General features: G+C 56.8%; 17 protein-coding genes. 13 read left to right on the plus strand and 4 right to left on the minus strand.

The genetic code is table 11. The annotated features are described in order from the left end of the window. Positions 1 to 11 precede the first annotated feature (11 nt). The 4 genes from QMG27_RS09040 to QMG27_RS09055 all read left to right on the plus strand — a co-directional run bounded on the left by QMG27_RS09040 (position 12) and on the right by QMG27_RS09055 (position 2,675). Complete coding sequence (locus tag QMG27_RS09040) at positions 12 to 545, plus strand: glycine zipper 2TM domain-containing protein (RefSeq protein ID WP_348773617.1); 534 nt, start codon at positions 12 to 14, stop codon at positions 543 to 545. Between the two features lie 111 nt (positions 546 to 656). After that, positions 657 to 974, plus strand: a complete 318-nt coding sequence (locus QMG27_RS09045; protein ID WP_281810723.1) for a pyrimidine/purine nucleoside phosphorylase — start codon at positions 657 to 659, stop codon at positions 972 to 974. An 18-nt stretch (positions 975 to 992) separates the two neighbouring features. Continuing rightward, entirely contained in the window at positions 993 to 2,330 is a 1,338-nt protein-coding gene (gene argG / locus QMG27_RS09050; RefSeq protein ID WP_281810724.1) for an argininosuccinate synthase, read from the plus strand. 3 nt (positions 2,331 to 2,333) lie between these two features. Beyond that, positions 2,334 to 2,675 carry a zinc ribbon domain-containing protein YjdM gene (locus QMG27_RS09055; protein WP_281810725.1) on the plus strand — a complete coding sequence of 114 codons (342 nt, stop codon included), beginning with the start codon at positions 2,334 to 2,336 and terminating at the stop codon, positions 2,673 to 2,675. Between the two features lie 80 nt (positions 2,676 to 2,755). Here QMG27_RS09055 and murB read toward each other — a convergent pair whose 3' ends face one another. Then, positions 2,756 to 3,808 carry a UDP-N-acetylmuramate dehydrogenase gene (gene murB, locus QMG27_RS09060; protein ID WP_281810726.1) on the minus strand — a complete coding sequence of 351 codons (1,053 nt, stop codon included), beginning with the start codon at positions 3,806 to 3,808 and terminating at the stop codon, positions 2,756 to 2,758. Between the two features lie 39 nt (positions 3,809 to 3,847). Here murB and QMG27_RS09065 point away from each other — a divergent pair, with 39 nt between their 5' ends. Next, a complete protein-coding gene (locus tag QMG27_RS09065) occupies positions 3,848 to 4,333 on the plus strand; it encodes a YajQ family cyclic di-GMP-binding protein (protein WP_281810727.1) in 486 nt (161 codons plus the stop codon). A gap of 64 nt (positions 4,334 to 4,397) precedes the next feature. Here the strand turns inward: QMG27_RS09065 and plsY are convergent, their stop codons facing one another. From plsY to QMG27_RS09080, 3 genes are all read right to left on the minus strand, one after another. Further along, entirely contained in the window at positions 4,398 to 5,048 is a 651-nt protein-coding gene (plsY, locus tag QMG27_RS09070; RefSeq protein WP_281810728.1) for a glycerol-3-phosphate 1-O-acyltransferase PlsY, read from the minus strand. Between the two features lie 27 nt (positions 5,049 to 5,075). After that, positions 5,076 to 6,143, minus strand: a complete 1,068-nt coding sequence (locus tag QMG27_RS09075) for an aldo/keto reductase (RefSeq protein WP_281810729.1) — start codon at positions 6,141 to 6,143, stop codon at positions 5,076 to 5,078. 77 nt (positions 6,144 to 6,220) lie between these two features. Beyond that, positions 6,221 to 8,035: an AMP-binding protein gene (locus QMG27_RS09080; RefSeq protein ID WP_281810730.1), complete on the minus strand. Its 1,815-nt coding sequence runs from the start codon at positions 8,033 to 8,035 to the stop codon at positions 6,221 to 6,223. A 25-nt stretch (positions 8,036 to 8,060) separates the two neighbouring features. Between QMG27_RS09080 and QMG27_RS09085 the strand changes: the two genes are divergently transcribed. The 8 genes from QMG27_RS09085 to QMG27_RS09120 all read left to right on the plus strand — a co-directional run bounded on the left by QMG27_RS09085 (position 8,061) and on the right by QMG27_RS09120 (position 18,982). Next, positions 8,061 to 8,978: an alpha/beta hydrolase gene (locus tag QMG27_RS09085; protein WP_281810731.1), complete on the plus strand. Its 918-nt coding sequence runs from the start codon at positions 8,061 to 8,063 to the stop codon at positions 8,976 to 8,978. A gap of 37 nt (positions 8,979 to 9,015) precedes the next feature. After that, positions 9,016 to 9,567: a hypothetical protein gene (locus QMG27_RS09090; protein ID WP_281810732.1), complete on the plus strand. Its 552-nt coding sequence runs from the start codon at positions 9,016 to 9,018 to the stop codon at positions 9,565 to 9,567. Between the two features lie 60 nt (positions 9,568 to 9,627). Next, positions 9,628 to 10,732, plus strand: a protein-coding gene (prfB, locus tag QMG27_RS09095; protein WP_281810733.1) for a peptide chain release factor 2 whose coding sequence is annotated in 2 segments (ribosomal slippage) — positions 9,628 to 9,708 and positions 9,710 to 10,732 — 1,104 coding nt in all. Because the reading frame shifts where the segments join, the coding sequence is not laid out codon by codon here. Between the two features lie 8 nt (positions 10,733 to 10,740). Beyond that, positions 10,741 to 13,449: an aminopeptidase N gene (pepN, locus tag QMG27_RS09100; RefSeq protein ID WP_281810734.1), complete on the plus strand. Its 2,709-nt coding sequence runs from the start codon at positions 10,741 to 10,743 to the stop codon at positions 13,447 to 13,449. A gap of 9 nt (positions 13,450 to 13,458) precedes the next feature. Continuing rightward, a complete protein-coding gene (locus QMG27_RS09105; RefSeq protein WP_281810735.1) occupies positions 13,459 to 14,460 on the plus strand; it encodes a class 1 fructose-bisphosphatase in 1,002 nt (333 codons plus the stop codon). Between the two features lie 173 nt (positions 14,461 to 14,633). After that, on the plus strand, positions 14,634 to 16,478 hold the full coding sequence (locus QMG27_RS09110) for a 7TM-DISM domain-containing protein (RefSeq protein WP_281810736.1): 1,845 nt from the start codon (positions 14,634 to 14,636) through the stop codon (positions 16,476 to 16,478). Further along, positions 16,463 to 17,152, plus strand: a complete 690-nt coding sequence (locus QMG27_RS09115) for a response regulator transcription factor (protein WP_281810737.1) — start codon at positions 16,463 to 16,465, stop codon at positions 17,150 to 17,152. Before QMG27_RS09110 ends, QMG27_RS09115 begins: the two co-directional genes overlap by 16 nt. Positions 17,153 to 17,239: 87 nt before the next feature. After that, the gene (locus QMG27_RS09120; protein ID WP_281810738.1) at positions 17,240 to 18,982 is read left to right on the plus strand and encodes a ShlB/FhaC/HecB family hemolysin secretion/activation protein; all 1,743 of its coding nucleotides are present in this window, start codon (positions 17,240 to 17,242) and stop codon (positions 18,980 to 18,982) included. Positions 18,983 to 18,985: the final 3 nt, after the last annotated feature.

Here is an 18,985-nt window from a genome sequence, read left to right on the forward strand (position 1 = left end):
AGGGATTCCCTATGAAAAACAAATCTATCCAAATCGGTTTGATCACGGGCTTGATGGCCGCTTGCGCCTCTACGGCTGTTCAAGCCCAAGAGGTCGGCAAAGTACTCTCCAGCACGCCCATCATTCAACAAGTGGCGGTGCCACGACAAGTGTGTACCAACCAGCAAGTCGTCACAGGCGGCCAAAAATCTGGTGCAGGTGCAGCCATGGGCGCCATCGCAGGCGGCGTCATTGGCAACCAAGTCGGTAAAGGTTCAGGCAATGCTTTAGCCACCATGGCAGGTTTGTTCGGCGGCGCAATTCTGGGTGACAACATTGAAGGCGGCGGCACTCCCGAAGTCCGCAACGTTCAAAACTGCAGCACCCAAACCGTGTACGAGAACCGCACCATGGCTTACAACGTGGTCTATGAATTTGCAGGCAAGCAATACACCGTGCAAATGCCACAAGACCCAGGCCCCACCGTGCGCTTGCAAGTCACCCCTGTGGTTCCACCACCCGCATACGGCAATGTGCCCCCTCCCGGATCTGCCCCACGCTACTAAGCACTTGCTGGTGCTCACGACCCAAGCCGCTGCCCCCAGCGGCTTTTTTCTTGGCCAGCACGCCCCATCCTTTAAAATCAACGGTTTTGCATCTAACCACCGAGTCGCACCATGACCACAGAAAAAATCGACAGCGTCAGCGTCACCACCAAAGCCAATGTTTTCTTTGACGGCAAATGCGTGAGCCACGCCATCACTTTCGCCGACGGCACCAAAAAATCTGTGGGCGTGATCTTGCCCGCCACACTCACCTTCAACACCGGCGTACCTGAAATCATGGAATGCGTGGCTGGCTTTTGCGAATACAAACTCGACGGCTCCGACACTTGGGTCAAGTCTTCGGCTGGCGAGCAGTTCAACGTCCCCGGCAACTCCAAGTTCGACATCCGCGTGACCGAGCCCTACCACTACATCTGCCACTTCGGTTAATTCCAAAGGGCCAAGACCATGAGCACCATTCTTCAAAACTTGCCCAAAGGGCAAAAAGTCGGCATCGCCTTCTCGGGCGGCCTCGACACCTCTGCCGCGTTGCTGTGGATGAAACAAAAAGGCGCTGTGCCTTACGCCTACACCGCCAACCTCGGCCAACCCGACGAAGCGGACTACAACGAAATCCCACGCAAAGCGATGGAATACGGTGCTGAAAAAGCCCGCCTCATCGACTGCCGCACCCAACTCGCCCACGAAGGCATTGCTGCCATCCAATGCGGCGCGTTTCACATCAGCACCGGTGGCGTGACTTACTTCAACACCACACCCTTGGGCCGTGCCGTCACCGGCACCATGCTCGTGGCCGCGATGAAAGAAGACGACGTCAACATCTGGGGCGATGGCTCCACCTTCAAAGGCAACGACATCGAGCGCTTCTACCGCTACGGCTTGCTCACCAACCCCAGCTTGAAAATCTACAAGCCTTGGCTGGACCAACTGTTCATCGACGAACTCGGTGGCCGCGCTGAAATGTCAGCGTTCATGACTGCCAACGGTTTTGGCTACAAGATGAGCGCCGAAAAAGCCTACAGCACCGACAGCAACATGCTCGGCGCGACGCACGAAGCCAAAGACTTGGAGCACCTCAACAGCGGCATCCGCATCGTCAACCCCATCATGGGCGTGGCGTTTTGGAAACCCGAAGTCGACGTGAAAGCCGAAGAAGTCACCGTGCGCTTTGAAGAAGGCGTGCCCGTCGCCTTGAACGGCGTCGAATACACCGACCCCGTGGCACTGTTCTTGAAAGCCAACGAAATCGGTGGCCGCCACGGTTTGGGCATGAGCGACCAAATTGAGAACCGCATCATCGAAGCCAAGAGCCGTGGCATTTACGAAGCTCCCGGCATGGCGTTGCTGCACATCGCTTACGAGCGTTTAGTCACCGGCATTCACAACGAAGACACCATCGAGCAGTACCGCATCAACGGCCTGCGCTTGGGCCGCTTGTTGTACCAAGGCCGTTGGTTTGACCCGCAATCCATCATGCTGCGCGAAACTGCGCAACGCTGGGTGGCCCGCGCCGTCACCGGCGAAGTCACGCTCGAACTGCGTCGTGGCAACGACTACAGCATCGTCAACACCGACAGCCCCAACCTCACCTACGCGCCCGAGCGTTTGAGCATGGAAAAAGTCGAAGACGCACCGTTCAGCCCGCTGGACCGCATCGGCCAACTCACTATGCGCAACCTCGACATCGTGGACACGCGTGGCAAGCTGGGCATCTACTCGCAAAGCGGCTTGTTGTCGCTGGGTAAAGGCGACCACTTCTTGAGCCTCTCTAACGACAAGCAATAAGAGATGAGCGCCTTACCCAACTGCCCTCTGTGCAGCGCCGACTTGACCTATCAAGACGGCAGCTTGTTCATTTGCCCCGTTTGTGCCCACGAGTGGAGCGCGGAAGAAAGCGCCGCTGCCGAACCTGCCGAGCGCGTCTGGAAAGACGCCCACGGCAATGTGCTGCAAGACGGCGACACCGTGACTCTGATGAAAGACTTGAAGATCAAAGGCTCGTCCTCGGTCGTCAAAGTGGGCACCAAGGTCAAAAACATTCGCCTCATCGACGGCGACCATGACATCGACTGCAAGATCGACGGCTTTGGCCCGATGCAGCTCAAGACGGAGTTTGTGAAGAAGGCTTAACCGCACTTCGACACGCCAAAGAAAAAGCGACCTTGCGAGGTCGCTTTTTTCATGCGCCGCTCAGTTGAGATGCGAGAGATTTAAACCACCACTGGCTCCGGCTCCAGCCGAATGCCAAAGCGCTCGTACACGCTGGTCTGAATGGCTTTGGCCAGCGTCATCACCTCACCACCGGTGCAGGGGTGTTCGGTGCCGCCCACGTTGACCAGCACCAAGGCTTGTTTCTCGTACACGCCGGCGTTGCCCACGGTTTTGCCTTTCCAACCGCAAGCGTCAATCAGCCAACCGGCTGCGAGCTTGATGCGGCCATCGTCTAGCAGGTAGTGAACTACTTTGGGTTCGCGGGCGATGATGTCGTCACACTGGTCTTGCGTGACAGTGGGGTTCTTAAAAAAGCTGCCCGCGTTGCCAATCACCGCAGGGTCAGGCAGCTTGGCTTGGCGAATGGCGCACACCCATTCAAAAATTTGCTGAGCCGTGGGCTGGCTGATGCCGGTCTCGGCCATTTTTCGTTCGAGGTCGAGGTAGCCCAGCACAGGCTTCCAGTCTTTGCGCAGGTCAAACCGCACACGGGTGATCAACGCCTTACCCGCTAAGCCCAAACCATTCGGTCCGCTGCTTTCGTGTTTGAACACCGAGTCGCGGTAGCCAAACGCACATTGCGCGGCATTCAGGCTGAAGCCTTGGCCTGTGGTGAGGTCAATCGCATCGAGCGAGTGAAAACGGTCTTGCAGCTCCACGCCATACGCGCCAATGTTTTGCACAGGCGAAGCGCCCACTGTGCCGGGGATGAGGGCCATGTTTTCTAGACCAGGCCAACCTTGCTCAAGCGTCCACGCCACCAAGTCATGCCATTTTTCACCGGCGGCGGCTTCCACAATCCAGGCTTTGTCGGTCTCTTCGACCAAGCGCATGCCCTTCATTTCCACCTTGAGCACCAAGGGCTTCACGTCGCCCGTGAGCACAATGTTGCTGCCGCCACCCAACACAAACTTGGGCGCGTCGCGCAGGTTCGCATCGGCCAGCACAGCCTGCACATCGGCGTCGCTGTGCACGCGCACCAGCTGCAAGGCTTTGGCCGAAATGCCAAAGCTGTTGTAGGCCTGAAGGGGGGTGTTGGGTTCCACTAACATACGGCAATTGTCTCATTCTGAATTTGAAAGCCGACTGCCATGCCTTCTTTTGACACCGTCCTCGAGCCCAACTTGGTTGAAGTGAAAAACGCCGTTGAAAATGCGAGCAAAGAAATTGCCACCCGTTTCGACTTCAAAGGCACCTCTGCTGCTGTGGAGCTGAAAGACAAAGAAATCACCATGTTTGGCGATGCCGACTTTCAGCTGGTTCAAGTCGAAGACGTGTTGCGCAACAAGCTGACCAAGCGTGAAGTGGATGTACGCTTCCTCGACCGAGGCGATGTGCAAAAAATCGGTGGCGACAAGGTCAAACAAGTCATCAAAATTCGCAATGGCATCGAAACCGAAGTGTCGAAAAAGATCCAACGCCACCTCAAAGACAGCAAGCTCAAAGTGCAAGCCGCCATCCAAGGCGATGCCGTGCGTGTGACCGGCGCCAAGCGCGACGACTTGCAAGCCGCGATGGCTTTGATTCGCAAAGAAATGACCGACTTGCCTTTGTCGTTCAACAACTTCCGCGATTAAGCGCTAACGCCACCAACGAAAAGGGCCTCAACAGAGGCCCTTTTGTTTTGCGTCTGAATCCGCTTTACTCGGCGCCGTCGGCAGCCGCTGCTTCCTTCTTCGCGCCAATTTTCGATTCTTGCCCACGCAGCAAGCGTCCAATGTTTTCTTTGTGACGCCACAAGAGCAAGAGGCTCATGACCATGACCGTCAACAGCTCAGCTGCGCTGGTTTGCCACAACACTTCGTTGCCAAACAGGTAGTAGCCAGGCGACAGCACCGACGCCATCAAAGCGGCCAATGACGAGTAGCGCGTGACGAACGCGACCAAGAGCCAAGTGCCCATCACAGCAGCGCCCAGCAAGGGCTCCACAGCAAACAAAATACCTGCTGCGGTGGCCACACCCTTGCCGCCTTTGAAGCGGAAGAACACTGGCCACAAATGCCCCACAAACGCGGCCATTGCCACCACAGCCACGGCTTCGTCGTCTAAGCCGAATGCAGGGCCATACCACTTGACCAAGAGCACAGGGAAGTAGCCCTTGAGCGCATCCAACAACAAGGTGGCCAAGGCCGCTTTTTTGTTGCCCGAACGCAGCACATTGGTCGCGCCTGGGTTTTGGCTGCCGTAGGTACGGGGGTCGTCCAAGCCCATCACACGGCTGACGATCACTGCAAACGACAACGAACCAAACAAATAGCCAGCCAAAGCCAACACCAACAACGTCTTATCCAAAATCAATCTCCCTGATGACGCGCAAATTTATTGCGCCAAATCGCGCATGTCCCAACGAATGGCGTCAATCGCCGCCAACACCTCTGGCGACAGCGTGGTGCCCCATGCATCCAAATCGGCATCCAACTGCGCGAGGGATGTCACACCAATGATGGTGCTGGTCACTTGCCACTTGGTGTAACAAAACGCCAAGGCCATTTGCGTGGGCGTCATGCCGTTTTCACGCGCCAACGCGTTGTAGCGCTTGGCCGCAGCCAGCGACTCGGGACGTCCCCAGCGTTGCTTGCGCATGCTCTCGTACTTGGCCATGCGGCCCTCTTTGGGCGCTTGCTCGCCCAACAAGCCGCTGTCATCGTACTTACCCGTGAGCAAGCCAAAGCCCAATGGCGAATATGCCAAGAGCGACACGTTCAAGCGGTGGCAGGTTTCGTCCAAACCGTTTTCATAGCTGCGGTTGATCAGGCAGTATGGGTTTTGCACCGTGGCCACGCGCGGCAAGCCGTGTTGCTCGGCCAAGCGCACAAACTCGTGCACGCCATACGGTGTTTCGTTCGACAAACCAATGTGGCGCACTTTGCCCGCCTTCACCAACTTGGCCAAGGCTTCAAGTTGTTCGTGAATGCTGGTTTTGGAATTCTCTTTTTTCGGGTCGTAATACACCGCGCCAAAAGCCGGCACATGACGCTCGGGCCAGTGGATTTGGTAGAGGTCAATCACATCGGTTTGCAGGCGGCGCAAACTACCTTCGCACGAAGCCAAGATGTCGTCAGCCGACATGCCTTGGTTTTCACGCACCCACGGCATGCCACGCGAGGGGCCAGCCACTTTGGTGGCCAACACCAGCTTCTGGCGGGCACCGGGGTTCTTGGCAAACCAGCTGCCAATGATGGTTTCGGTGTGGCCAAAGGTCTCAGCCTTAGGGGGCACCGAATACATCTCGGCGGTGTCGATGAAGTTCACGCCACGCGCCAGCGATCGTTCGAGGATGGCATGTGCATCGGTTTCATTCACTTGCTCGCCAAACGTCATGGTGCCCAAACAAATGGGGGTGACGTGCAAATCGCTGTTGCCCAGCTGAACGAGGGGAAAAGTCATGTGTATTTACTCCGAGAAAGGAGACAGATGAAAAACCCGACAAGTCTAAAGCCTGCCGGGGCTTGAATAAAGTTTGCTTATTGCGCTTTGGCGCGCTCTTCTTCTTGCAAGCGCAACACACGGCGTTGCACCTTGCCCGTGGTGGTCATGGGCAGTTCACCAATGAACTCAATCTCTTTGGGGTATTCATACGGCGCGAGCTTGCCACGCACATGCAGTTGCAGGTCGGCCACCAAGGCATCACTGGCTTCAAACCCTGCGGCCAAGACCACATAGGCCTTCACCAAAGCGCCACGCTCAGCATCAGGTTTGGGCACCACGGCGGCGTTAGCCACAGCGGGGTGTTTGACCAAACAGTTTTCAATTTCGCTCGGACCAATGCGATAGCCCGCCGCTTTGAACACATCGTCTGCACGGCCTTGGTACCAAAGGTAGCCGTCTTCGTCGCGCACCGCCATATCGCCGGTGCGGCACCAGTCGCCCGTGTATTTGCCCAAGGTCGATTTTTCGTTTTTCCAATAGCCCAAAAAGAAAATCGGGTCAGGCTGGCCGTGTTGGTTGTAGCGGTTGAGCGCCACATCACCGGGCACACCTGTGGGGCACTCGTTGCCGTCTTCGTCAATCACCGCCACGCGGTGACCGGGGTAGCCCTTGCCCATGCTGCCGGGCTTGGCGGGCCAGCCCACGTTCGTGCGGTGGGTAGACACGCCCTCGCCCATGGTGCCCCACTCCATCGCGCAGTTGCCCACGATGTAGTTGATCTCGGTTTGACCAAACATCTCATTCACCGTCACACCCAGCTGGGTTTGGCAATAGCCAAACACCGCATCGCCCACAGCCTCGCCCGCGCTCATCATGGCTTGCAGTTTGAGTTTGAATTGGCTGCTGGGCTTGGGGTAGGCCTTCATCATGGCCTTCAACGCTGTGGGGAACAAAAACGTGTGCGTCACACCATGCTGCTGCATGAGCGTGAATGCCAGCTCTGGGCTGAAGCGCCCGTTCCACGCCACGATGGGGCGACCAAAGTACAACGTGGGTAACAAAGCGTCCATCAAGCCGCCAGTCCATGCCCAATCGGCGGGCGACCAAAACACCGCATCGCTGCCTGTGGGCAAATGCGCGGCGTTTGAAGCTTGGTTTGAAGTGGCTTTCGTGGCAAAGCCAAACCAGTTTTGGCTACACACAAAACCTGTCAAGTTACCAATCAGCGCACGATGCGGAATGAGTGCACCTTTGGGTGGGCCTGTGGTGCCACTGGTGTAAATCAACACCGCGCCTTCGTCCGCTTTGGTTTGCACCGCTGTGAAGGCCCGCTGCTGCGCGGCAGTGGCGCTGGCGTAATCCACATCGACGTGCAGCATGTCGGCGGCGTTGCTTAGCTCAACCCCGATCACCTCGCGTAGCGCGGGGCACTGGGCGCGCACCGTCAGCACGTTGTTCACCGACGATGCATCCACAATCGCCACCACGGCCTCGCTGTCTTGCAAGCGGTATTCCAAAGCCTCAGGGCCAAACAGCAACGACAGCGGCATGGCCACCGCGCCCATTTGCATCACGGCCATATAGGCCACGGCGGTTTCAAAGCGTTGCGGCAGCACGATGGCCACGCGATCGCCACGCTGCACGCCAAGGTCAGCCAACACATGGCTCAACGCATCTGCGGCTTGCTGCAACTGCGCATAGGTGTAGCTGCGCGGCGCAACCGCATGTCCGCTCGCATCCGCAGCGGCGTGCTCAACAATCGCCACGCGCTCAGTCGCATCCGGTTGCGCTGCCCATCGACGGCTGCACACCTCAGCCATGTTGAAGTGCTCGGGCACCTGCCAGCAAAAACCATCTTGCATGGCTTGGTAAAAGTCGTGTGAAGTCGTCCCTACGGAATGCTTGGCCATGTCTCGGTCCTTATGATTACGTGCAATGTACCCAATCCAAAAACCTTCGCGCAGCGAGTTTGTCCCAATCCGTCACCTGAGTTACCACGTCTTGCAGTGGGGCACGCCCTCACCCGACAAAACACCCCTCGTCATGGTGCACGGCTGGATGGATGTCGCCGCCTCATTTCAATTCGTCATTGACGCCCTGAAAGACGACCACTGGATCATCGCCCCCGACTGGCGTGGCTTTGGTCTCACAGAAACACCCAACGTCGATCACTTCTTCTTCCCCGATTACTTGGCCGATCTCGACCAGCTGCTCGACCACTATGTGGGCGACCGCAAAGTTCACCTCATCGGCCACAGCATGGGCGGCCACGTCGCCACGATGTATGCGGGCGTTCGACCTGAACGCATTCAAACCCTCATCAACCTCGAAGGCTTTGGCATGCCCGCCACGCGTCCCTCGCAGGCCCCAGGTCGTTTGGCCAAATGGATGGACGAGCTCAAAGCCGTGCAACGCGGCGAGATGACGCTGCGCCCGTACCCCGACCAAGAGTCGGTAGCGCAGCGCCTCATCAAAACCAACCCGCGCTTGGACGCAGACAAAGCCCATTGGCTGGCTCAGCATTGGGCACAACCCGATGCACAAGGCCAGTGGCGCATCTTGGGCCATGCGGGCCACAAAGTGGTCAATGCGCAGCTGTTCAAGATCGATGAAACCCAAGCCATCTACGAACGCATCACCGCGCCCACCCTCTGTGTGGTGGCCGACAGCGACAGCATGAGCCAGTGGTGGAAAGACAACTACACCTTGCACGAGTTCAAGCAACGCATTGCGGCTGTGCCCCATCTGACCCATGCGGTGATTGAAGATGCAGGCCACATGCTGCACCATGACCAACCCGAAAAACTCGCGAGACTGATAGAAGAATTCTTAAGCATTAAAAGTGCCGCTTAACTGATTAGAATCAGGCACTTTTTAAATCGAATCCATCATGTCTTTTCCCTCCAAACTCAGCGCTTGGATTGCAAGCTGCGCACTCATCGGCACTGTCGGCCTCGGGCACGCCCATGCCGCAGAGGACAGCCTCTACGACTTGCAACCTTGCCCTGACAGCTTGGCCGTTGAAGGTGGCGCGAAAGCGGACAAGACGTGGGATTTGACGCTCTCGCCCTTCACCCACCACTGGCACAGCAGCTCGGAACACAAACCCGTCAAACTGGTGGCGCTTGACCGACATGTCTCGGGTGGCCGATTCTGTGGCTTGGCCCTGTTCACCAACTCCTTTGGTCAACCCTCGGCCTATGGCTACGTGGGCCAGCAATGGAACAACATCCTGGGCAACCCCCAGTTATTCACTAAAGTGTCCGCCGGTTTCATCTATGGCTACCGAGGCAAGCACAAAGACGCGATTGGATTCAACTCAGCGGGTATCGCCCCTGCCATCATTCCGTCACTGGGGTATGCCTTCAACCCCAAAGAATCTGCGCAAGCCTTTTTGCTAGGAACAGCAGGTGTCACATTTGCTTACGTACGCAGCTTCTAAGCCGCGGCCCGAACGTGAGAAAATCCAAGGTTTTCGCCAATACACAAAGAAGACCTCATCATGGAAGCAGAACGCATCAACCTCATTGGAACCACCCTGGCCAACCTGAGCGCGCGCACGGTGGATCTACGGAGGTATCTTTGACTACGATGCCAAAGCCGAACGCCTGCGCACTGTCAATGCTTCGCTAGAAGACCCAACGATCTGGAACGACCCCAAGAAAGCCCAAGAGCTGGGTCGTGAGAAAAAAGCCCTCGACGGCGTGGTCGTCACCCTCACCCGCCTCACGCAAGAGTTGGCAGATAACGCCGAGTTGTTTGAAATGAGCAAAGCCGACAACGACGAAGACGGCTTGATGACCATCGAGACCGACACCCAAGGCTTGGTCAAAACCATCGAAGAACTCGAATTCCGTCGCATGTTCAGCAACGAGGCCGACCCGCTCAATTGCTTCTTGGACATCCAAGCCGGTGCCGGTGGCACCGAAGCCTGCGACTGGGCCAGCATGTTGCTGCGCCAGTACCTCAAGTACGCCGAACGCAAAGGCTTCAAAACCACGGTGGAAGACGAATCTGCTGGCGACGTAGCCGGCATCAAAGGCGCGACCATCAAGATCGAAGGCGAATACGCCTTTGGTTTGTTGCGCACCGAAACTGGTGTGCACCGCTTGGTGCGCAAGTCGCCGTTTGACAGCTCGGGTGGTCGCCACACTTCGTTCGCGTCGGTGTTTGTGTACCCCGAAATTGATGACTCGATCGAGATCGACATCAACCCCTCAGACGTGCGCACCGACACCTACCGTGCCTCGGGCGCGGGTGGTCAGCACATCAACAAAACCGACTCTGCGGTGCGTTTGACCCACATCCCCACCGGCATCGTGGTGCAGTGTCAAGACGGCCGAAGCCAGCACAGCAACCGTGACGTAGCTTGGAAACGCCTGCGCTCGCGCTTGTACGACTTTGAAATGCGCAAGCGCCAAGAAGAACAGCAAAAGCTCGAAGACACCAAGACCGATGTGGGCTGGGGTCACCAAATTCGCAGCTACGTGCTGGACAACAGCCGCATCAAAGACTTGCGTACCAACGTTGAAGTCTCGGCCACACAAAAAGTCTTGGACGGCGACCTCGATGCTTTCATCGAAGCGTCACTCAAGCAAGGTATTTAAGGAAAACTATGTTCCGCGAAGGCACAGCCCCATTGATTCAACGCGCCGACTACACCGCGCCTGCGTTTTGGATCGACACCGTCGATCTGACGTTTGACCTTGACCCCGCCAAGACCCGCGTGCTCAACAAAATGCGCGTGCGTCGCAACCCCGACGTGGCGGCTCAGCCACTGCGTTTGGATGGCGATGAGCTCAACCTCGCCCGCGTGTTGGTCAATGGCCAAGGCACGTCGTTCAAGATGGACGGCAGCCAGTTGGTGCTGGAGAACTTGCCCGAAGGTCACGAAGCTTTCGACCTAGAAATCTTCACCACCTGCAACCCCGCGAAGAACACCAAGCTCATGGGCTTGTACGTGAGCAACGACTCGTTCTTCACCCAATGCGAGGCTGAGGGCTTTCGCCGCATCACGTATTTCTTAGACCGCCCCGATGTGATGTCGAGCTACAGCGTCACGCTGCGCGCTGACAAACAAGCCTTCCCTGTGTTGCTGAGCAATGGCAACTTGGTGGAAGAAGGCGACCTCGAAGAAGGCCGCCACTTTGCCAAGTGGGTCGACCCCCACAAAAAGCCATGCTACTTGTTTGCCTTGGTCGCAGGCCAGTTTGTGTGCCGCGAGCAGCGCGTCAAAGCGCCATCAGGCAAAGAACATTTGCTACAGGTCTATGTGCGCTCGGGCGATTTAGACAAAACCGAACACGCCATGAACTCGCTCATGGCCAGCATCAAGTGGGACGAGCAGCGTTTCAACTTGAGCCTCGACCTCGAACGTTTCATGATCGTCGCCACCAGCGACTTCAACATGGGCGCGATGGAGAACAAGGGCCTCAACATCTTCAACACCAAGTTTGTGTTGGCCAACTCTGCCACCGCCACCGACATGGACTACGCCAACATCGAGAGCGTGGTCGGTCATGAATACTTCCACAACTGGACGGGCAACCGCGTCACCTGCCGCGATTGGTTCCAGCTCTCGCTCAAAGAAGGCCTCACCGTTTTCCGCGACCAAGAGTTCAGCCAAGACTTGGCTGCTGAAGCGTTGAAAGACAACCCAACAGCTGCCGCCTCGGCCAAAGCCGTCAAGCGCATCGAAGACGTGCGCTTGTTGCGCACCGCGCAGTTCCCAGAAGACGCAGGCCCCATGGCCCACCCCGTGCGTCCTGACAGCTATGTAGAAATCAACAACTTCTACACCGTCACGATTTACGAAAAAGGCTCTGAGGTTGTGCGCATGATGCAAACCTTAACGAGCCGTGAAGGCTTTGCCAAAGGCATGACGCTCTATTTCGAGCGCCACGACGGCCAAGCGGTAACGTGCGACGACTTCGCTCAAGCCATTGCCGATGCCAACCCCGGCTCTGCCCTCGCCACGCACTTGGCGCAGTTCAAGCGTTGGTACGCACAAGCAGGCACGCCACGCGTGCAAGCTGCAGGCAGCTACAACGCCGACACACGCAGCTACACACTCACCTTGAGCCAGAGCTGCCCACCCAGCCCCGGCCAAGACCACAAAGAACCGTTCGTCATTCCCGTGCAATTCGGTTTGCTCGGTGCCGATGGCCGCGAGGTGTTGCCCACGCAACTCTTGGTGCTGACCGAGGCCAAGCAAAACTTCGAGTTCAAAGACCTCAACCTGCAAGCCGGTGAAGAGCCCGTGCCCTCCATCCTGCGCGGCTTTAGCGCCCCTGTGGTGTTAGAAAAAGATTTCACCGCCACGCAACTACTCACCCTCTTGGCGCACGACACCGACCCATTCAACCAATGGGAAGCCGCGCAACGCTTGTGCTTGAACGCGGCCTTGCACGCCATCGCACAAAGCGATGAACCCACGCAGGTGCTCGACGCCGCGTTGGTGCAAGCCCTGCGCACCGTGCTGCGCAACCCTGCGCTCGATGCTGCGTTCAAAGAACTCGTGCTCACGCTGCCGTCAGAAACCTACATCGCTGAACAGCTCGACGTGGTCGACCCCCAACGAATCCACGCAGTGCGTGAAGCCATGCGTGCGCAACTCGCCCGCGAACTGCACGACGATTGGGCGTGGGCTTTTGAAGCGCATCAAGACAACGGCGCCTTCCGCCCCGACCCTGTGTCGAGCGGTCGCCGTGCTTTGAGCGGCATGGCCCTCACCATGTTGTGTTTGGATGCTCGCACCAGCGGCGATGTGGTGTGGCCCGGCCGAACCTACCAGCGCTTCAAAGACGCGCACAACATGACCGACCGCTTCAACGCTTTGAATGCGTTGGTGCAAGCACAGTCAGTGAGCAACGGCCACGACTTGGCCGCTGACGCATTGCAGCGCTTTTACAACCAGTTCCGCAACGAAGCCTTGGTGATGGACAAGTGGTTTGCCTTGCAAGCTGGCAGCACCGACCGTGGTGGCAACATCTTGTCGCTGGTGCGCAACCTCATGTTGCACCCCGATTTCCACATCAAAAACCCCAACCGCGCTCGCAGCCTGATCTTCAGTTTCTGCAGTGCCAACCCCGGTGCCTTCCACCGCAGCGATGCGGCAGGTTATGTGTTCTGGAGTGAACGCGTGTTAGAGCTCGACGCTATCAACCCCCAAGTCGCCGCCCGTTTGGCACGCGCCTTGGACCGTTGGAGCAAGCTCGCCGAGCCTTACCGCACCGCAGCGCACGAAGCCATCAAACGCGTCGCCGCCAAAACCGATTTAAGCAACGACGTGCGTGAGGTGGTCTCACGCGCGCTCTCCAACTAAGGACTTGCCATGAGTGTTTCTCTCACCCGCTATCTGGTCGAACAACAACGCGCCAAAGGCCTCATTCCCTCTGAGCTGCGCTTGTTGCTCGAAGTCGTGGCACGCGCTTGCAAGAGCATCAGCCACGCTGTGAACAAAGGTGCTTTGGGCGAAGTCATGGGTACCGCTGGCAGCGAAAACATCCAAGGCGAAGTGCAAAAGAAACTCGACATCATCGCCAACGATGTGTTGATTGAAGCCAACGAATGGGGTGGCCACTTAGCCGCCATGGCGTCCGAAGAAATGGACAGCATCCACGTCGTGCCCAACCGCTACCCCCAAGGCGAATACCTGTTGATGTTTGACCCACTCGATGGCTCCAGCAACATCGAAGTCAACGTGAGCATTGGCACCATCTTCAGCGTACTCAAAAAAGTAGACCCCAGCAAAGGCGTGAGCGAAGACGACTTTTTGCAACCAGGCACCCAGCAAGTGGCTGCGGGCTATTGCGTGTACGGCCCGCAAACCACCTTGGTGCTCACCGTGGGCGACGGCGTGGCCATGTTCACCTTGGACCGCGAGCAAGGATCGTTTGTGTTGACCCAAGAAAACGTGAAAGTGCCAGAAGACACCAAAGAATTCGCCATCAACATGAGCAACATGCGCCACTGGGACGAGCCCGTGAAGCGCTACATCGACGAGTGCCTGCAAGGCGAAGAAGGCCCACGCGGCAAAAACTTCAACATGCGTTGGATCGCCTCCATGGTGGCCGACGTGCACCGCATCCTCACCCGTGGCGGCGTGTTCATGTACCCCTGGGACAAGCGCGAGCCAGGCAAAGCTGGCAAGCTGCGCCTGATGTACGAAGCCAACCCCATGAGCTGGTTGATCGAGCAAGCCGGTGGTGCCGCCACCAATGGCCAACAACGCATCTTGGACATTCAACCCACGCAGCTGCACCAACGTGTCAGCGTCATCTTGGGCTCGAAAAACGAAGTGGACCGTGTGACCAGTTATCACACCCAAAAGTAAATATTTACACTTCAAAAAAAAGGCCCGCATCATGCGGGCCTTTGTCTTTTGACTAGTTATGTAATGTACGGAAATAAAACCACCAAGCGGCAGTGCTAGGCTTATTCACAAATTCAAAAAATGTACTGATGCTTTTCTCTCAACTTGTTGCACGCTGTCTTTTTGCTCTGAGCATGTTCATTGGCTCAATGGCGATGGCGTCGGTGCACGACCACATCCAACAACGCGCGTACTGGGAAGACCCATCGGCACAAGCCTCATTCGAACAAGCGCAACAACAAACATTCACCTCCTATGACGGAGTGCTCAGCCGTGGCTACACACAGTCGGTCATTTGGGTGCGTTTTCAAATTGCCCCGCCCGAGGGCGCCAAGTCAGACGACAAACTGGTGCTGCGCATTTGCCCCATCTACCTCGACAAAATCAACCTGTTTGATCCGCTGGACCCACGCGACACACCACGCACCAGCGGCGACCAAACCGAATACCAAGACGAAGAGTACCGCTCTCTCTCGCATGCCTTTGTCATTCCAGCAGGCACAGAGCCTCGCTTTGTTTGGCTACGCATTCAATCTACCAGCACCTCCATGATGCACGCGCAAGCCCTCACGCTTGACGGCATGCACACCGCTGAACACACACTCATGTTGAGTGGCTACTTCACGCTGTCACTCATCAGCGTGTTTTTGATGCTCGGCCTGATGAACTGGTTCAACACACGCGAATCGTTATATGCCGCCTTTGCGTTTCGCAACTTCATCTACTTGATCTACACCGCTGCCTTCTTTGGCTTGCATCGCTATTTGTTGAGCGGCTCGGTGTCCGCTCATGACTTGGACTTGGGATACAACTGGCTCATCGTCGGTGCAACCGCTGTTTCTCTTTGGTTTGAAACACGTTTCCTGTCTGAATACAAACGTCCGCTGTGGGTGCAACACGTATTCAGGGGCTACTTCATGTGGTCTGGCTTCGTGGGTGCGCTGCTGTGCTTAGGCCATGCCCACTACGGCCTCAAAGCCAACATGATGCTCAACGCTGCGGGCATGATTTCGCTGCTGGCTTTGTCTGTCTTCTTCATCAAAGACCAACCCCCTGGACAAAAAAATAACCCCTCAGTGCTGAAGAAAAAATTCATCATCAGCTACTACGTTCTCCTCACCGGCTTGATGACATTCAGCATCTTGCCCTACCTCGGCAAAATGGCTGGGAGCGAATTTGCCGCCAGTGGCTTGGTGTACTACGCTCTCCTGTCTAGCTTGAACATCGCCATCTTGATGGACCTTCGTGCCAGACAGCTACGCAAAGCGCACGCACAAATGTCGCGTGATCTGGCCCTGTCAGAACAACAAGTGCTGATTGAAAAAAACCGCCACGAAGAATCCACACAACTGCTCACCATGCTCATGCATGAGCTCAAAAACCCCTTGGCCGTCATCGACCTGGCTCAGCAAACCTCTGAAGACGCACATGCCAGAGACTACGTCAGCCGCAACGTATCCATCATTCGCAACGTGCTAGACCAATGCTTGAGTGCCGATCGCCTGTCAGACGGGCGAATCACCATCCAAAAACAAAACGTGGACTTGATCGAAATCATCGACGATCTCACCACAGAAAAACAACGCGACAACCAAACATTCCATGTGCACTTCGCTGTCTCGCCCATCACCCTTCACACCGACTACCAATGCCTGCGCATTGTGCTGAGCAACCTGTTAGACAACGCGCTGCGCTACGGCGACCACAGCCAAGCCATCGACATCGAAGTGCTGGCTCAAAACAATGCACAAGGCCAATCGGGCATTGCCATCCGTGTGGCCAACAAACCGGGCATTGCCTCATGGCCTGAAGCCGACAAGGTGTTTCACAAGTACTACCGCAGCATCGGTGCCAAAACCATTTCTGGCACGGGCTTGGGGCTGTTCTTGGTGCGTAGCATTTGCACCCTCTTGGGCGGCACTTGCACCTATGAACCAGATGACATCCATGTGAGATTCAGCGTATGGTTACCCAACTAAACATCGTCGTCGTTGAAGACAACACCGACTTGCGCACGCTCCTAGAAAAGGCCTTGCGCAAAGACGGTCATCACGTCATCCCTTTGTCGTGCGCCGAAGAGCTCGAAGACCAAGCTGGCAGCGATCACGCCGATGCATTTTTGATTGACATCAACCTGCCCGGCGAAGACGGCCTCACCCTTGCCAAACGCATTCGCAAAGCCCACCCCTTGGTGGGCATCATCATGCTCTCGGCGCGCTCGGCATTGGACGACAAGCTCAACGGCTACGACTGCGGTGCCGACATCTACCTCACCAAACCTGTCTCGTTGCCAGAGCTATCGGCCGCACTGCGCAGCTTTGCGCGTCGCCGCATGGCCACACTCACACACATCACACCGCAAGGCTTGACCCTCAACAAACTTGAGCTGCAAGGCAAACAAACCACCGTCAAGCTCACCACCCAAGAAGCCATTGTGCTCACCGCACTTGCACGCGCGCCAGCGGGTCGTTTGGAAACATGGCAAATTGCAGACTTGCTGGGTGCACAAGTCGACGAACCCTTCAAAGCCAGCCTGGCTGTGCGCATGGTGCGCCTGCGCAAAAAACTCATGGACACAGGCGCCGAAGGCGTCGTCATCGAGTCTTTGCGCAACATCGGTTACAAATTAACAACACATATCCAAATTCTCTAAAACTAAAGTTACGTTCTGTAATTTACGGTAATAAAACAAATTTGGCTTTTTTGACAATTCATGCTGGTTTTTACTAATTCCAGCTGAATGTCACACACCGCACACCCTCGCATCACCCTTCTCGCCAGCGCAAGTCTGGCACTGTGCCTGTCCTACGCACACGCCGCTAGCCCGAATGTCGATGCAGGTAGCCTGCTGCGCCAAGCTGAACAAGACCTCAAGCCCGCCAAGGCCGCCAAAAAACGCGCACCTCGCAAAGCAGCACCCACAGCCGCTGCGCAAAACACAGAAGCTACTGTGCAAGTCAAAGCCTTTGCATTCAAAGGCAACACCTTGCTCAGCAGCGATGCGCTGCAAACCGCACTCACCAGCTTCACCAACCGTGCACTCACGCTGGCTCAGCTCAAAGAAGCGGCCGATGCCATCACCAACACCTATCGCGAAGCGGGTTGGACCGTGCGGGCCTACTTGCCCAAACAAGAAATCAACAACGGTGTGGTCACCCTGCAAATCGTCGAAGCCGTGTTTGGCAACGCTCGCGTGCAAACCACATCGCTCGAACGCATCGAAGCCTCACGCTTGGTGAACATGGCCCAAGCCCTGCTGACCCAAGGCCAACCCATCCACGCCAACGACATTGACCGCGCCCTGCTCTTGCTCGATGACCTCCCAGGCATCAGCGTCTCGGGCAACTTGGCAGAAGGCCAACACGATGGCGAAACCGACCTCGCTATCTTTGCCGCCGACGATGCCCTGCTCACAGGTAACGCCAGCATCGACAACCAAGGCTCACGCGCCACCGGCACCAACCGCCTGAGCGTCAACCTCAACCTCAACAGCCCCGCACGCATGGGCGACTTGCTCAGCACCAACCTGTTGCAAACCCGTGACAGCAGCTACGGCCGTGGCAGCACCTATGCACGCGGCAGCTACAGCCTGCCCGTGGGCTACAACGGCGCTCGTGCAGGCATTCACACCAGCAGCCTGCGTTACAAAGTGTTGGAAAGCTACGACGCCTCAGCCTCTGGCACCTACGGTACAGCCGACACCACAGGCTTCGACGCCAGCTACCCACTGCTACGCAGCCAGTTCAACAACGTCAACCTCACTTGGAGCTACGACGAAAAGAAACTCGAGAACTTCGCAGGCGAAATCCTCAACTCGAGCTACAAAATCAAAGCCAGCAATGTGAGCCTCAGCACCAACCACAGCGACAACTGGGGGCGCGGTGGCTTCACCTCCACCTCGGCCACCATCACCCAAGGCAACCTCAACAACGATGGCTCACCCAATGCAGTGGCCGATGCGCAAGGTGCGCATGTGGCAGGCACGTACAGCAAATTCAACATCAGCATCAACCGCTTGCAAGCCCTCACCACAGACGTGAGCTTTTATGCATCGCTGTCGGCACAAGTGGCCGACAAAAACTTAGATTCCTCTGAACGCATGTACTTGGGCGGCGCCACCGGTGTGCGCGCCTTCCCCGCCAGCGAAGCTGGTGGCGCGGCTGGCCATGCCGTCACGCTAGAGCTGCGCAAACGCTTAGACAACAACTTCACGCTGACGAGCTTTTATGACGTCGGTCACATCACCGTCAACCAGCACAACGCCAAAGCCATAGACAGCAGCGCTGTCCTGACCCACTTGAACGCCTATGACCTCAAAGGCTACGGCGCCTCTGTGGCATGGCAAGACAGCAAAAACATCGAGTTCAAAACCACCCTCGCCCGACGCATTGCCAGCAATCCCAACGCAGACGTGTTGGGCATGGACAGCGACAAAACCAAACACACCCTGCGCCTGTGGATCAGCGCTGGCATTGGCTTTTAAGGC

The organism is Limnohabitans sp. MORI2 (assembly GCF_027925025.1).
In the GTDB taxonomy this organism is placed as follows: Bacteria; Pseudomonadota; Gammaproteobacteria; order Burkholderiales; family Burkholderiaceae_C; genus Limnohabitans.

What these genes read in the sequence shown, in the direction of transcription:
- QMG27_RS09090 (WP_281810732.1), top strand. Translation starts at nt 9,016, where the DNA reads ATGTCTTTTCCCTCCAAACTCAGCGCTTGGATTGCAAGCTGCGCACTC.
- QMG27_RS09120 (WP_281810738.1), top strand. Translation starts at nt 17,240, where the DNA reads ATGTCACACACCGCACACCCTCGCATCACCCTTCTCGCCAGCGCAAGT.
- argG (WP_281810724.1), top strand. Translation starts at nt 993, where the DNA reads ATGAGCACCATTCTTCAAAACTTGCCCAAAGGGCAAAAAGTCGGCATC.
- QMG27_RS09115 (WP_281810737.1), top strand. Translation starts at nt 16,463, where the DNA reads ATGGTTACCCAACTAAACATCGTCGTCGTTGAAGACAACACCGACTTG.
- murB (WP_281810726.1), bottom strand. Translation starts at nt 3,808, where the DNA reads ATGTTAGTGGAACCCAACACCCCCCTTCAGGCCTACAACAGCTTTGGC.
- QMG27_RS09105 (WP_281810735.1), top strand. Translation starts at nt 13,459, where the DNA reads ATGAGTGTTTCTCTCACCCGCTATCTGGTCGAACAACAACGCGCCAAA.
- QMG27_RS09065 (WP_281810727.1), top strand. Translation starts at nt 3,848, where the DNA reads ATGCCTTCTTTTGACACCGTCCTCGAGCCCAACTTGGTTGAAGTGAAA.
- QMG27_RS09045 (WP_281810723.1), top strand. Translation starts at nt 657, where the DNA reads ATGACCACAGAAAAAATCGACAGCGTCAGCGTCACCACCAAAGCCAAT.
- QMG27_RS09040 (WP_348773617.1), top strand. Translation starts at nt 12, where the DNA reads ATGAAAAACAAATCTATCCAAATCGGTTTGATCACGGGCTTGATGGCC.
- QMG27_RS09110 (WP_281810736.1), top strand. Translation starts at nt 14,634, where the DNA reads ATGTTCATTGGCTCAATGGCGATGGCGTCGGTGCACGACCACATCCAA.
- QMG27_RS09085 (WP_281810731.1), top strand. Translation starts at nt 8,061, where the DNA reads ATGTACCCAATCCAAAAACCTTCGCGCAGCGAGTTTGTCCCAATCCGT.
- QMG27_RS09075 (WP_281810729.1), bottom strand. Translation starts at nt 6,143, where the DNA reads ATGACTTTTCCCCTCGTTCAGCTGGGCAACAGCGATTTGCACGTCACC.
- QMG27_RS09080 (WP_281810730.1), bottom strand. Translation starts at nt 8,035, where the DNA reads ATGGCCAAGCATTCCGTAGGGACGACTTCACACGACTTTTACCAAGCC.
- QMG27_RS09055 (WP_281810725.1), top strand. Translation starts at nt 2,334, where the DNA reads ATGAGCGCCTTACCCAACTGCCCTCTGTGCAGCGCCGACTTGACCTAT.
- pepN (WP_281810734.1), top strand. Translation starts at nt 10,741, where the DNA reads ATGTTCCGCGAAGGCACAGCCCCATTGATTCAACGCGCCGACTACACC.